Raw genomic sequence first — 13,693 nt, forward strand, 5'->3', positions numbered from 1 at the left:
CTTTTGCCTCATCTTTTGGAACAAATTCTCCATTTAAGAAAATCCATTGCTCATTCACTAGAAGCGCCTCCTATGTTCTATGAATTTTTTATTGTTTCCTAGTTTACTCTCCTTTCTAAATAAATCAAGTGAATTTTTAGAAAATTTATAATTTTTATTCGTACGTACTTCTTTGCTTATACTGATTTAACAACATTGTTAACGTTTACAAAAAAGCCAAAAATTTTTTCGCCAATTTCCACTAAAAAAAATATTTGTTTAAAAGAAGGATTTTCATCAATTGATACGAATCTATTGTATTCAATAAACGGACGTCCTATTTTATAAATCTGGGAATATATAACGACTTTTGCTGAAAAAGGGGGAAAATAACAAAAATAGCGCTGTTTAAAAATAACATTCATATTTTTCATTTCGTAATCATAATCCTATTTTTAAAAAACAATTTGTCAAAATAAAGGAGGAAATAAATATGGCGTGTGTACAAATTAAAGGAACGAGACAAGAGGTAGTAGAAATGCTGCAATTATTTGATCTAATGGATACGAAAGGTTTTTGTAAATTCGATAATTACGTAGAGGTAGAACCAAATACGAAAGAACATAATCATTTTATTGCTTCAATCGACATCCATTCAAATACTTCTTCAGCACAAGATACATTAAACGATCAATTCGTTAGTCAAATGCTTACTGGCGTATATAACGACTAAACAAAGATTTACTTCCTACCGTCTTTTCATAAATATATGCAGTGAACTTGAGCATACTAGCAATTAGATGGTAGGAGGTGATAATTATGGCTAGAATTGGCGTTGAAAACTCATTAACAGACGTTCAACAAGCTCTTCAACAACAAGGTCATGAAGTTGTTACACTTAACTCAGAACAGGATGCACAAGGGTGTGATTGTTGCATTGTAACTGGGCAAGATTCTAATGTGATGGGCATTGCAGATACATCAATTAAAGGATCAGTCATTACAGCTCACGGTTTAACAACGGATGAAATTTGTCAACAAGTTGAAAGTCGCACTTAAAAAATGAAAGAGGACTCCTTTTAAAAGGAGTCCTCTTTTTTATATTCACCTAACGGGAAAGTAACATATACTGGATGAAAGCCCTACCTCTCTCTCATCATTACGGTTCCACTGACCGCTCCTTGATTCACTAGTATACATATATAGCTTACAAATACAATTTATAGGGTTTGTTCACAAAAGTTGTTGATAAAATTACCCGATCTTTCGCAAACTTTTCGTATTGCATTCATAAGAGATATTTACTTTACACTAGCTGTAACCGAGACACGAATTAAAATTTTAACACCAATACAATAACTTGTCAACTTTTTTCCGCAAATTAAAAACAGACATTAACGGTTTGTCTGTTTTAGAATGGAGCTTTTTCTTTTATTACATATACAACAAAGCCGCTTACTAACATAAATAAGCCAACTACTAAGTTTTTGATATTAATCATAAATTCCTCTCCCTTATTCCACACATCATATATATTTACATTTCAATTATTCCGATCATCCTAAAGCGCACTTTTTCTAATATATCATAATTCCTAAAAAATGCAAGTTCACTTTTGACGACCATTCACAAATTTATCTACAGTGCTTGGTACAGTATTTAAAGCCTTTTCAATTAAATGTGTACTGCTGTTGAGATGTAATACTTGCACCCCATTAGAACCAACTACTAAAAAAGCTACTGGACTAATGGAAACCCCAGCCCCGCTTCCTCCTCCAAATGGATGCCGTTGTTTGTTCTCTTTATGCTGATTTTGCCCACCGTTATGTTTTTCAGTGATGAAATCCCCTTTAAAATCACTTCCACCAGCTCCAAAACCAAAAGCCACTTGAGATACTGTTAATACTACATTTCCGTCAGCTGTTGAAACCGGGCTCCCAACAATTGTATTTACATCTACCATCTCTTTTAAATTTGTCATTGCCGTTTTCATTAAATTTTCAATTGGATGTTCCATTATGTATTGCACCCTTTCCTCATTATTCCTTTTTATATTTTCCAAAATAGAGGAAGTCATACTAACTTTTCCTATTTCAAAAAAACATTTTCCTTCTTTTAAAAGATACTACTCCCTGTACATGCTCCGGTATAGTGAAACTTTAATCAGTGGGATGTGTACGTAGCTCGACTCCCACAAATAGCGGGATAAAAAAGAAAAAGAGATACATACTACTATTGAACCTTGTTATGAAAGGAGTCATGACTTTGACTGAGAAATTTGATGATTATAAAAAAAGAGATAGAATAGATAGTGATTATAGTGACTATAAAGAAGAGTACGCCGCTGAGGTTGCACCACAACACATTGATTATGATTACGATGATAAAGACGATAAAGATGTTGTAAAATCGTCCGCTGCTGGATCAACTGCTGGTTTTATCGCTCTTGCGCTATCTATCTTATCGCTATTTACATTTCCAACACTATTTGGTCTTGTTTCTGTTTTACTCGGTATTTACGCTTATAATCGCGGAGCTACTGTAACTGGCGGTATCGCTGCAGTTGTCGGTGGAATTGCTGCACTTATCGCAATTTTATTCCGAGTAGCACTTATTGGTCTATTGTTCTCCCTGTTCTAAAAAAGAAAAAGGTATCTCGCTTAACGCGGGATACCTTATCCTGTAAACACATCTTCCGATGGATATTTTATTTTTTGTTTTGCTGGTCGCGCTAAAGAGAACACAAGTGTTAATGGTCCAATTAATCCGCAGAACATAACAAACATAATAATACATTTTCCGAATGCCGATAGCTTTGCAGTAATTCCCATCGTTAATCCGACTGTGCCAAACGCTGATATTGTCTCAAATAATAATTGAATAAAGCTGAAGTTTTCTGTAAGCATTAATATGAATACCGCTGCTAAAATAAGTATTTGACTGGCAACAGCAATCGCTAAGGCCCTCGTTACTGTCGACATTTTAATTGTACGCTGAAATAAAACAATTTCCTCCTTTTTTCTAAAGAAAGAAAGGACAGATGTAATTAAGATAACAAACGTCGTTAATTTAATTCCTCCACCTGTTGATACACTTCCTGCACCAATAAACATTAAAATCATCGTAAATAATATAGATGATTCTTCCATACCTCCATAGTCAACCGTATTAAATCCAGCTGTCCGCGGAGTAATACCTTGAAAGAAGGAAGCCCATAGTTTTTCATTTAAAGATAAATTCCCTAACGTCTTCACATTATTATATTCCAATACAAAAATCACAATCATTGCTATAACATTTAGTACTACTGTTCCAATAATCATTATTTTTGAGTGAAGTGATAATTTTCGAAAACTGCGACTATACCATATATCAATTAATACGGTAAAACCGAGTCCACCAATTACAATTAAAGAGCAAATCCCAATATTAATAATGGGATCCCCTACATATCTTGTTAAATTATCTGGCCATAAAGCAAACCCTGCATTATTATAAGATGCAATTACATGAAAAATACTATAGTATAAACCTTTTCCAAAACCAAACTCTGGAATAAAGCGAAACGATAAAAAGATGACCCCAATAAGTTCAATACAAATCGAAAATATAAAGACACGCTTTACTAATTTTACAAGACCACCTATATTTGTTTGATTAAATGCTTCTCCAATTAATAAACGATGGCGTAATCCGATTTTTTTACCTAGTACCCAAACAATTAAAATGGCAATTGTCATAAGGCCTAGACCACCTGTTTGAATTAAAAACATAATAACAATTTCGCCAAACATCGTAAATGTACTTGCTGTATCCACTACTCCCAAACCAGTTACGGTCGCTGCTGACGTTGCTGTAAAGAAAGCATCTACCCAACTAATATGTACTTTCGTTGCGAATGGTAATTTTAATAACAAACCGCCAACCACAATTAAGCAGAAAAAGCCTAATGCTAATATTTGTGGTGGGTTTAATCGTATAAGACGATTATACAGCCCTTGTTTTTTTGTTACGTCCATATCACTAACTCCCTTATTAAAGTGAAGCTTCCCCTCATACAATAAAAAGCTTTTTAAAAGCCCTTAAATAATTGGGACAAACCTTATATTCTCATAATATAGTTGAGCATAATCTTTTTTTTCATAGATTACAACTTTTATTTATATTCAGATTCCTTTTCGTTTTATGCTGGAAAACTCTATATCCTAATTCTATATTGCTAGCAATAACAATTTCATATGTACTATCTTTCAAATCCCCATATCTTTCACTCTATGTTCACATAGAGGTCACATCCACCTTTTATAGTATATGTATCGAAGCTGTTCCTCCCTAATTTATAAGACATTCCCCAGTGTCTTTGAATAGCTTCCATCCCTAATTAAATTGACATAAATTGTCCCCTTCCATTGACCATCTTATAAATGATGGTCTTATTTTTTGTTTGCTTTATCTTTTATTCCGCTATTTGTGGGCAATAAACGCCCGATTGGTTAAGGCTAATAATCAACAGGGGATGAACAAAAAACACTCATTAAATTTTCATTTTATTTAAAACTCCCTCTCTCTTTCACTCTATATTCACACAGAGGTCACATCTATCTTTTATAGTATATGTATCGAAGTTGTTCCTCCCTAATTTATAAGACATTCCCCAGTGTCTTTGAACAGCTTCCATCCCTAATTAAATTGACATAAATTGTCCCCTTCCTTGACCATCTTATAAATGATGGTCTTATTTTTTTGTCTTTCTACCTTTTATTTAAAACTCCCTCTCTCTTTCACCCTATGTTCACATGAGAGTCACACCTACCTTTTATAGTATATGTATTGAAGTTGTTCCTCCCTAATTTATAAGACATTCCCCAGTGTCTTAAAGCAACTTCCATCCCTAATTAAATTGACATAAATTGTCCCCTTCCCTAGACCATCCTATGTGATGGTCTATTTTATTTTCCAAACACAAAATCAGTCTATCTACACCTAAAAACCAAAAATTCAGAAAATATTGTTAAATTAGGGATTTTTTCGGTATAATTACTTTAGAAAGAAATTTCACAAAAACAAAAGGGGGGATTTTATTGAAACAAACAAAAGCAATCTTAATCGCATTATTTCTAGGTCTAGTTGTTGGACTCACTCTAAATTTAGCTGCTCCATCTATCTTTGAGCCACTAAATCAATATGTGTTCAACCCAATTGGTCAATTGTTTATTCGACTTATTAAAATGCTAGTTGTTCCTGTTGTGTTCATTTCTATCGTACTTGGTGCTGCCGGCCTTGGAGATCCGAAACAACTTGGAAGAATCGGTTTAAAATCAATTTCATTCTTTCTCGTAACAACTGCGGTTGCCATCTCTATAGCGGTTACATTTGCACTTATTATAAAACCAGGAGCTGGCGGTAATTTTAAAACAGAAGGTCTTAAGTATGAAGGTGCAAAAACTGAAACATCTTTCGTTGACACATTGCTAAATATCGTACCAGATAACCCAGCAAAAGCGATGGCTGACGGAAACATGTTACAAATCATTGCCTTTGCCGTATTGATTGGACTCGGTATAGCTATTTTAGGAAAACGAGTTCAAGGTATCCATTCATTACTTGAACAGGGCAACGAATTAATGATGTATCTTGTTAATCTCGTTATGAAATTAGCCCCAATTGGAACATTCGGTTTGCTCGCTTCATCCGTTGGTAAAATGGGGCTTGCAGGCGTCGCTGCGATGTTCAAGTATATGATTGTCGTTATGTTAGTACTCATTATTCACGTGGTCTTTGTATATGGTGGCTTATTAAAGGTATTAGCAAAAGAAAATATTGTTCGTTTCTTTAAACATTTCGGACCAGTAATGGCAATTGGATTTAGTACATCTAGCTCTAATGCATCGCTTCCATTTGCAATGAAAACAGCACAAGATAAGCTTGGCGTTCCAAAAGCGATAAGCTCATTTGTACAACCACTAGGGGCAACTATTAATATGGATGGTACTGCCATTATGCAAGGAGTAGCCACTGTATTTATCGCTCAAGTATACGGAGTTGAACTTACATTACCGCAATTAGCTATGGTCGTATTAACTGCTGTACTAGCTAGTATCGGTACTGCTGGTGTACCTGGTGTTGGACTTGTAATGCTTACAATGGTTTTAAATCAAGTAAATCTACCAGTAGAAGGTATCGCTTTAATTATCGGTATTGACCGTATTCTAGATATGTCTAGAACAGCTGTAAACATTTCTGGGGATGCAATTTGCGCAATGATTGTCGCAAAATCAGAAGAAAAATATAATACGGATCAATCGGCAGCATCGTAAATCAAAAAAGGAGTGAATTAATTCACTCCTTTTTTGATTTACTCCCTTTTTTAGAACGATATTCTTTCCCTTTATTATCATTACCAGTTTCAAATTCAGTGCTAAATTCCTGATTAAACTGGCAGGACTTTGGTGATCCTTGATTACCGCTCCCTTTACTACCGTTACGATTCGTCATATCTCTCCCTCCCTTCCTTGTATTAGTAGTATGGCGCTCTATGTTTTTTCATACACATTTTATTTTTTAACATCTATTACACACGAAAGAAGACCTCCCATATATAAGGAAGATCTTCTATTTCATCACGTAAGCGTTTTCTTGTTTATAATCACTTAAATAAGTTTTTTGGAAATTGAAATCATTACATTCATTTCATCTTCTGAAAGTGCAGAGAATCTTTCTTGTAAATATTGTTTTTTCGCATCTTCCATTTTCGCAACTAAATCTTTCCCTTGTTCTGTAATCTCTAAATACACAACTCGGCGATCTGATGTAGAACGTGAACGAGTTACAAAACCTTTATTAATTAATTTTTCTGTAACAGCTGTAATATGACTATTCGACACATTTAATTCATTTGCTACACGCGATACCATTTCTTTATTCGTACGATTTAATATTCTCAGAACGATGAATTCATTCCACGGTATGTAACCACCGAATATTTTTCCGATATCATTACGCAATGTGCGAAACATAGCAAACACATTTGTCGATAGTTCTTCCATTAATTGCTCTCGATTTTGAGACAACATTGACAGCTCCTTTTATTTCATTTAGTTAAATAAAAACCTTATTAATAATTTTACATGAAATCTTACTTTTTGTCATCTTATTTTCCCATAATTCGTAGTTTTTTAATATGTATTTCATGATAAAATGAAGTCAACTTCCAGAAAAAGGGGGATTTTAATGCGTGAGGAGGAGAGGTTCTCAAATCTCAGCCAAAAAGATAAAATAATTATTATTAGTATTATTGCTCTTTTTCTCATTATAGTTTTTGCATTTATATTTTTTGTATATGTAGGAATCTTTCAAATTACAGGTATAGCGTATAGTTCACGTACTGCTTTACTTCTCTTTTTTTTATTAATCACTTTCTTAGAAGGTATTACATTTTTTATTTTCAGTTTCTTCAAAGCGCTGCTATATCCATCGACTCAAAACATGCCAAATTGGATTTCTATCACTCTTTTCTCATTCATTGAAATTACACTAGATTGGTTCGTCATTCATACTGCTGATGATTGGATAGAAAATGTACAAATGTCCAACTTAGCTGAATTATGTGCCGTACTATTCTTTTTTCTATTAAATAAATTATTAAGTGACAAGAAAGAGTAAGAATACAAGCTTTTCTATATAAAAATTGGTACAATGAAAGCAAATCTTACTAAAGAGGTGTTAATTATGAACTTACAACAATGGGCTGATAAAGGTATGTCCTTTGATACATATGTGAATGAAATGAAAGTAAACCAATACGAGCTACTACACATTTACAATAACTTTTTAATTCCAAATGAATTACTTCCTGTATTAGAAGAACGTCAAAATGATGGCTGGCGTGTTATCGTATTAACTGCTGATTGGTGTGGCGATGCTCTTTTATGCGTACCTGTTATGAAACGAATTTCTGAAGTTGCAAATATTGATATGCGTTTATTAATTCGCGATGAAAACTTAGAATTAATGGATCAATATTTAACAAATGGAACAGCACGTGCGATTCCAATCTTTATTTTCATTGATAAAGATGGAAATGAACAAGCCGTCTTTGGACCACGCGCTCCAAAAGTACAAGAATTAGTAACTTCAATGCGCGCTACATTACCTGAAAAAGAAGATCCAACATTCGAAGAAAAACAAAAAGAAATGTATGCTAATTTCCGTGCTACATTAGCTGATGATACTTCTCTTTGGGAACATGTAATGGAAAACATGATAGAAAAATTAGTAAAATAAAAACCTACCGAGCTCGGCAGGTTTTTATTTTACATAATGAAGAAATAGAATACCGCAGCTAAAATGAAACGATAATAAGCGAACGGTGTTAGTTTTACACGAGATAATAATTTCAAGAATGAAACAATTGCAAGCATCGCAACAACGAATGCAGTTACAAATCCTGTTACAAATAGCGTTATATCTGCTGAGCTTAATACATCCCAGCTTTTAATTAAATCTAAGCCACTTGCAGCTACCATCATCGGTACCGCTAAAATGAACGTATATTCAGCTGCCGCTGTATGCGACACGCGAGCTAATAAACCACCACTTATTGTAGAACCAGAACGAGAAAATCCTGGCCAAAGAGCTAAACATTGGAACATTCCAATTGTAAATGCCTGTTTATATGTGATTTCATCTAACGTTCTTGCTGTACTTGGTTTTGAAAACTTCTCAGCAACAATCATTAAAATACCACCGGCTACTAAGCTAATAACAACTGGTCCTGGACCAAATAAAACCTCTTTAATAGTGCTATGGAATAATACGCCAAGTACCCCGGCAGGAATCATCCCGATAATAATATGTAATAAATTTAACGATGGTCCGTCTGTTACTTTACCTATTCCAACTAACGACCATAGACGCTTCCAAAATATAACAACAACTGCTAAAATCGATCCCAATTGGATAACAACTTCAAAAACTTTCGCTCTCTCGTCTTCAAATCCAATTAAATGTCCTGTTAAAATCATATGTCCTGTTGATGATACTGGTAGAAACTCTGTTAACCCTTCAACAGCACCCATGATTAAACCAATTAACCAATCAGCCACAAGTAGTGCCTCCTTAATAACAAATAATATGTAATTTTTTCACACCTTATCATAATACCTTATCCCTTTTCAAAGTGCATCCTTTTTTTATTGGCTTCATATGTTGTAGGCGCGTATTTCTTTTCTAATCTTTGATTAAATTGTATGATAGTAAGAGTTTGTTTTTTTATACGGAAAGGGGATTTTATGAAAGAAACTACTTCATTCTCACAAAAGTTAAAGCAATTTGTATTACTATTTTTTCCGATTTTCGTAACGCAAATGTCATTATTTGCGATGAGCTTTTTCGATACAACAATGTCAGGACATGCAAGCCCAACTGATTTAGCAGGTGTCGCAATTGGAACAAGTATATGGATTCCAGTTAGTACTGGGTTAACAGGAATTTTAATGGCCACGACTCCCATTGTTGCACAGCTCGTTGGATCCAAGAAAAAAGAGGACGTTCCCCACGTTGTCATACAAGCAGTTTATTTAGCAATTTGTGCTAGTTTCGTTGTTATCCTCATCGGTTTCTTCGTCGTTTCACCTATTTTAAACGGCATGCGCTTAGAAGAACCTGTGGAACGTATTGCAGCTCAATTTTTAAGTATTATCGCAATAGGAATTATACCTTTATTCACTTACACGGTTTTACGTGGATTTATTGATGCATTAGGAAAAACTCGAACAACGATGATTATTACATTACTATCATTACCAATTAACGTAATATTAAATTACTTATTAATCTTTGGTAACTTCGGTTTCCCAAAACTTGGTGGTGTTGGAGCGGCAATTGCTTCCACTGCAACATATTGGTGCATTTTAATTATTACAGTCATTATTATTCAGACGAAAGAGCCTTTTGCCTCTTTCAACATTTTCAAACAATTATACCGCCCTTCTCTTTCGAGTTGGACAGCATTCTTAAAGCTTGGCGTCCCTATCGGATTTGCTATCTTTTTTGAAACGAGTATTTTCGCTGCGGTAACGCTTATGATGAGTAATTTTAGTACGACAACTATTGCAGCTCACCAAGCAGCTATGAACTTCGCTTCCTTGTTATATATGACTCCGCTAAGTTTAGCAATGGCAATGACTATTGCGGTCGGATTCGAAGTTGGTGCAAAACGTTTCGATAATGCAAAACAATACGGACTGATTGGAATTGGATTAGCCCTTGCCTTTGCTTTATTATATTCGATTCTTCTCTACTTCTTTGATGATCAAATTGCTTCTATTTATACGACAGATGCAAAAGTTCATCATTTAGCAAAAGAATTTCTTATCTTTGCGATTTTATTTCAAATTTCAGATGCAATTGCAACCCCTGTACAAGGAGCTCTGCGTGGTTATAAAGATGTAAATGTCGCTCTAATTATGACTTTAATTGCTTATTGGATAATAGGTCTACCACTAGGTTATATATTAGCAACGTATACAGAATGGGCCGCAAAAGGCTATTGGATCGGTCTTATTATCGGTCTAGCATTTGGCGCTGCCTTCCTACTTATCCGTCTCTTTCAAGTACAACGAAAATATACAACACAAAACAGCCGCTAATAATAAAGCGGCTGTTTTCTTTATGCATATTTTTTCTTGTAACGTATAATATAATGAAAAAGAAAGGTGGGTACATATGGACGACAAAGAAAAAAAGCAATCATTCGATGAAGAATTTGCCCCTGAAATTTCACCTGGATATCGGCAAGATGTACATAAGCCACCTAAATATAAAAACACTTCGTTTTTAATGGGCATTACCATTTTCGCTGCTGTATTACTCATACTTATCATTTTCGTTTATTTTTGATGAAAGGTGGCCTATTATATGAAGAAACAAGATTCCAATCGTTCAAAAAGAACTGTTAAAACACAAAAAGGATATGCAGGAGATTCTGTTCATACCCTTAAACAAGTCGAGCAAGGAAATTTATATATTGCTCAAAAAGAACTTGGTCAACAAAATGAAAATCTTTAAAGGCCCTTTATTCCTTGAGGGCCTTTTTATTCCGCATTAAGTAGTACACACCCAAAAATGTTCTATTGAGCAATGAATTTCCTTTATTGTACGCGCTGCTTTTGTTCTAGCACCATAAATATATTATTAACCTTTACAATTTTCACTTCATAATTCAATTTCATTTCATTTCACTTCTCTTACCATTTTCAGTACCCGCAACGTACGCTACAGCTTGATAAAGAAAACTCTCATCGGTCTCTTCACGTACCTCCTCGTTTGTAAATTTATACTCTAAATCTCGAAAACGATTTGGATAATAATTTCCCATTAATTGTTCATACCCTCTATTTAAAAATAGTTCTTCACCTTTTCGTTTCACATCTTCTTTATTAGTAGACCCAAACACTGATAGTTGCTCGGTCACAAAATGCTCTCCTACCTTTTTCATTTCATTATGAGTTAAATTTTCTATACTTTTGTTCTTTAACTCCTTATTTAACTCGTACTGATCAATCGGTTTAAAGGTAGCAAAAACCTCCTCTTTATATGACCATAACAATATAAAAGCGATACATAGAGAACTGATTAACAGTCTTTTTTTCGTAATACTCCCGCCCTTCTTCATAATGATAGCTATATTTTAACATATAGAAAGAAAATTCTGATATCATAAAGTGGAATAACTTAACTTAGAAACGAGGAACTTGAATTCATATCGGGTACAGAACAACTGAAAATAATACTGCAGGGATGAGATTACATTCTCTCCCTATATACTCTCTCCTCATACAACATTAACTTTTTATCCATTTCAACAATGACTTTATACAGTTGAAATGCTTGTAAAATTTGCAGTTGAATTTCAAAAGGAGCATTCTGTTCTTTTAACCACTGAAATACTTTCGTTTCATCTTTCATTGATTATTCCTCCCTTTATTAAAATCTGCTACAAATATACGGTAAATGATGAAAAGCTTTTCATGTCAACAACAAAAAAGGATGCAAAGTTGCATCCTTTAATGTACGATATTTTTCTTCTGCTCCGCTTCTTTCTTTACTTCTTCCCCTTGGCATTCACTACGAAATGCACAACTTATACACTCAGAACGAAAATGACGCTCTGTATAATGCTCAGGTTGTTGCAACATTTCTTTCATTCTAGATAAATCAGCCATTCCAGTTATAATATCTTCCTGTTTTGGAATGTACTCATACTTAGTTCCTTCTATTAAATTAATAACTTCAATCTTTCCTGGAAGAACGCCGAAAGCTTTATAACTGAATACTGTCATTAGCTTCTGACAAAGAGCAAGCATTTCCTCATCCGCATCGACGACATACTTTTTAATTACAAACGACCCAGCACTCCACTCACCAACTTCAAATGTCAATGACATGTGGACACCTAACTCTTCCATATATGTTTGAAACTTCTCGTATAAAAACAATGGTGGTGTCTGACTATCATCCTTTTCAACAAACTGTAATAAGTGATCCGTTAGCTTAGCTAATACAATATAGTACTCCGTCTTCGAAGCAAACATATTAATCCTTACTTTTTTCCAATACTTTTCTATTAATATTAAAAGTACAATTTTCGTTTGTTGACCCGCAGGTAGCGTGTAATACTCGTTAATAATTTGATTGACAATCATTTGTGCTATTTGTTGCCATTCAAATGAAGAAGGTTCTCTTCTTTTTATATGACGAAAATAAAATTTATGCGGACAACGCATAAAATCATACAAATGATAATCTGTCATCGTTTTGATTGAGATTTTCTCATGCACTTGCTCTTCATCTCCCTTCTGCCATTAAGAAAGGTGTTTTACAAATTCAGCTCCAAACTGTAAACATTTTTCTACATCTTCATCTTCTGGCGTTAATTCTACTTTTAGTCCTTCTAACACAACTGCTGCCCCGCGCTCTTGTAGCTTTTCTATTAAAATGTCAACTGCCACTCCGTATTTCGGATAAGACGAATCACATGATCCGAATACTGCCGCTTTTTTCCCAGTTAAATCAATAGAATCCATTGCATCATAAAAATCTAAGAAATCATCAGGAAGATCACCATCTCCCCAAGTGTATGCACCTAAAATAATTCCATCATACTGTTCTAATATAGTAGCTTCTGGTGAATCCATAATATCAATAACTTCAATTTCATTTTCTGTTTCACGAATTACGCCGGCAATGTGGTCAGCCATTTCCTCGGTATTTCCACTCATACTTGCAAAAATCATTACTAACTTACTCAACTGAACCTCTCCCTTTACTTTGTATCTCTTTTTCTGTTTGAATGCTCTTCTTCTCATCTACATATTCAGACCGAATTACATTTCTTTGCCATTCCATATGCTGATCAACATCTTTATCTTTATCTTTATTTTTATCTTTTAATCCCCTCCGCAGAAGGTGAAAATTTTTTCTCATTAACATGTCGCATCCATCCTATTGATAATAATTATCAATTTCAACTACTTTTAGATTAATTGACATTGATTATCAATGTCAACAACTATTTTTTAAAAAATGATTAAAATGTACAAGCTTGTCCGTTAGCTATTCATATACTATGAATGAGCATAGTTCTTTCTCAGCCCTCTCTGACGGAAAGAAATAAAAGCAACTGCAATAGAGTGCAGTTGCCTTTTTTTGTTTT

General features: G+C 34.2%; 20 protein-coding genes and 1 pseudogene. 9 read left to right on the forward strand and 12 right to left on the reverse strand.

Features of this window, described 5'->3' with window-relative positions; translation table 11 throughout:
• Nucleotides 1-176 precede the first annotated feature (176 nt).
• Nucleotides 177-413, reverse strand: coding sequence for a hypothetical protein (locus GBN78_RS07260; RefSeq protein ID WP_152127132.1), 237 nt, complete (start codon nucleotides 411-413; stop codon nucleotides 177-179).
• A gap of 59 nt (nucleotides 414-472) precedes the next feature.
• Here GBN78_RS07260 and GBN78_RS07265 point away from each other — a divergent pair, with 59 nt between their 5' ends.
• Nucleotides 473-712 (forward strand): DUF3911 family protein, encoded by a 240-nt coding sequence (locus GBN78_RS07265; RefSeq protein WP_000752512.1) that lies wholly within the window; start codon nucleotides 473-475, stop codon nucleotides 710-712.
• Nucleotides 713-798: 86 nt separating this feature from the next.
• A complete protein-coding gene (locus GBN78_RS07270) occupies nucleotides 799-1,038 on the forward strand; it encodes a YkuS family protein (RefSeq protein ID WP_000101017.1) in 240 nt (79 codons plus the stop codon).
• 352 nt (nucleotides 1,039-1,390) lie between these two features.
• Here the strand turns inward: GBN78_RS07270 and GBN78_RS07275 are convergent, their stop codons facing one another.
• Both GBN78_RS07275 and ytfJ read right to left on the reverse strand, forming a co-directional pair.
• A complete protein-coding gene (locus tag GBN78_RS07275) occupies nucleotides 1,391-1,480 on the reverse strand; it encodes a hypothetical protein (protein WP_000608227.1) in 90 nt (29 codons plus the stop codon).
• Nucleotides 1,481-1,588: 108 nt separating this feature from the next.
• The gene (gene ytfJ, locus GBN78_RS07280; RefSeq protein WP_001986234.1) at nucleotides 1,589-2,056 is read right to left on the reverse strand and encodes a GerW family sporulation protein; all 468 of its coding nucleotides are present in this window, start codon (nucleotides 2,054-2,056) and stop codon (nucleotides 1,589-1,591) included.
• 188 nt (nucleotides 2,057-2,244) lie between these two features.
• Between ytfJ and GBN78_RS07285 the strand changes: the two genes are divergently transcribed.
• Complete coding sequence (locus GBN78_RS07285) at nucleotides 2,245-2,619, forward strand: imidazole glycerol phosphate synthase (protein WP_176520272.1); 375 nt, start codon at nucleotides 2,245-2,247, stop codon at nucleotides 2,617-2,619.
• A 35-nt stretch (nucleotides 2,620-2,654) separates the two neighbouring features.
• On the opposite strand, the gene GBN78_RS07290 is transcribed toward GBN78_RS07285, so the two are convergent.
• Nucleotides 2,655-3,998, reverse strand: coding sequence for a TrkH family potassium uptake protein (locus tag GBN78_RS07290; protein WP_000383526.1), 1,344 nt, complete (start codon nucleotides 3,996-3,998; stop codon nucleotides 2,655-2,657).
• A 1,062-nt stretch (nucleotides 3,999-5,060) separates the two neighbouring features.
• On the opposite strand from GBN78_RS07290, the gene GBN78_RS07295 reads away from it, so the two are divergent.
• The gene (locus GBN78_RS07295) at nucleotides 5,061-6,296 is read left to right on the forward strand and encodes a dicarboxylate/amino acid:cation symporter (RefSeq protein WP_152127134.1); all 1,236 of its coding nucleotides are present in this window, start codon (nucleotides 5,061-5,063) and stop codon (nucleotides 6,294-6,296) included.
• Between the two features lie 22 nt (nucleotides 6,297-6,318).
• On the opposite strand, the gene GBN78_RS07300 is transcribed toward GBN78_RS07295, so the two are convergent.
• Nucleotides 6,319-6,474, reverse strand: coding sequence for an imidazoleglycerol-phosphate dehydratase (locus GBN78_RS07300; protein ID WP_098299609.1), 156 nt, complete (start codon nucleotides 6,472-6,474; stop codon nucleotides 6,319-6,321).
• 155 nt (nucleotides 6,475-6,629) lie between these two features.
• Nucleotides 6,630-7,049, reverse strand: coding sequence for a MarR family winged helix-turn-helix transcriptional regulator (locus tag GBN78_RS07305; RefSeq protein ID WP_000081432.1), 420 nt, complete (start codon nucleotides 7,047-7,049; stop codon nucleotides 6,630-6,632).
• Between the two features lie 160 nt (nucleotides 7,050-7,209).
• Between GBN78_RS07305 and GBN78_RS07310 the strand changes: the two genes are divergently transcribed.
• On the forward strand, nucleotides 7,210-7,641 hold the full coding sequence (locus GBN78_RS07310; protein WP_001206404.1) for a regulatory YrvL family protein: 432 nt from the start codon (nucleotides 7,210-7,212) through the stop codon (nucleotides 7,639-7,641).
• Between the two features lie 33 nt (nucleotides 7,642-7,674).
• Nucleotides 7,675-8,262, forward strand: coding sequence for a thioredoxin family protein (locus GBN78_RS07315; RefSeq protein ID WP_002004705.1), 588 nt, complete (start codon nucleotides 7,675-7,677; stop codon nucleotides 8,260-8,262).
• Nucleotides 8,263-8,291: 29 nt separating this feature from the next.
• Here GBN78_RS07315 and uppP read toward each other — a convergent pair whose 3' ends face one another.
• On the reverse strand, nucleotides 8,292-9,083 hold the full coding sequence (gene uppP, locus GBN78_RS07320; RefSeq protein ID WP_000796263.1) for a bacitracin resistance undecaprenyl-diphosphatase: 792 nt from the start codon (nucleotides 9,081-9,083) through the stop codon (nucleotides 8,292-8,294).
• Nucleotides 9,084-9,269: 186 nt separating this feature from the next.
• Between uppP and GBN78_RS07325 the strand changes: the two genes are divergently transcribed.
• The 3 genes from GBN78_RS07325 to GBN78_RS30100 all read left to right on the forward strand — a co-directional run bounded on the left by GBN78_RS07325 (nucleotide 9,270) and on the right by GBN78_RS30100 (nucleotide 11,046).
• Nucleotides 9,270-10,628 (forward strand): MATE family efflux transporter, encoded by a 1,359-nt coding sequence (locus GBN78_RS07325; RefSeq protein WP_000665550.1) that lies wholly within the window; start codon nucleotides 9,270-9,272, stop codon nucleotides 10,626-10,628.
• 76 nt (nucleotides 10,629-10,704) lie between these two features.
• On the forward strand, nucleotides 10,705-10,878 hold the full coding sequence (locus GBN78_RS07330; RefSeq protein WP_000341062.1) for a hypothetical protein: 174 nt from the start codon (nucleotides 10,705-10,707) through the stop codon (nucleotides 10,876-10,878).
• A gap of 18 nt (nucleotides 10,879-10,896) precedes the next feature.
• Nucleotides 10,897-11,046 (forward strand): hypothetical protein, encoded by a 150-nt coding sequence (locus GBN78_RS30100; protein WP_000743742.1) that lies wholly within the window; start codon nucleotides 10,897-10,899, stop codon nucleotides 11,044-11,046.
• Nucleotides 11,047-11,129: 83 nt separating this feature from the next.
• Here the strand turns inward: GBN78_RS30100 and GBN78_RS07335 are convergent.
• The 5 genes and pseudogenes from GBN78_RS07335 to GBN78_RS07350 form a co-directional block, all read right to left on the reverse strand.
• Nucleotides 11,130-11,653: pseudogene (locus GBN78_RS07335) on the reverse strand (biotin transporter BioY).
• A gap of 131 nt (nucleotides 11,654-11,784) precedes the next feature.
• A complete protein-coding gene (locus tag GBN78_RS30105) occupies nucleotides 11,785-11,946 on the reverse strand; it encodes a hypothetical protein (RefSeq protein ID WP_000651084.1) in 162 nt (53 codons plus the stop codon).
• 98 nt (nucleotides 11,947-12,044) lie between these two features.
• Nucleotides 12,045-12,818, reverse strand: coding sequence for a hypothetical protein (locus tag GBN78_RS07340; protein WP_000544577.1), 774 nt, complete (start codon nucleotides 12,816-12,818; stop codon nucleotides 12,045-12,047).
• A gap of 24 nt (nucleotides 12,819-12,842) precedes the next feature.
• Nucleotides 12,843-13,289, reverse strand: a complete 447-nt coding sequence (locus GBN78_RS07345; RefSeq protein WP_152127136.1) for a flavodoxin — start codon at nucleotides 13,287-13,289, stop codon at nucleotides 12,843-12,845.
• Nucleotides 13,282-13,470: a hypothetical protein gene (locus GBN78_RS07350; protein WP_000929019.1), complete on the reverse strand. Its 189-nt coding sequence runs from the start codon at nucleotides 13,468-13,470 to the stop codon at nucleotides 13,282-13,284. The genes GBN78_RS07345 and GBN78_RS07350 overlap by 8 nt, the downstream gene beginning before the upstream one ends.
• Nucleotides 13,471-13,693: the final 223 nt, after the last annotated feature.

This window comes from Bacillus sp. B2-WWTP-C-10-Post-4 (assembly GCF_009183805.1).
GTDB lineage: Bacteria > Bacillota > Bacilli > Bacillales > Bacillaceae_G > Bacillus_A > Bacillus_A cereus.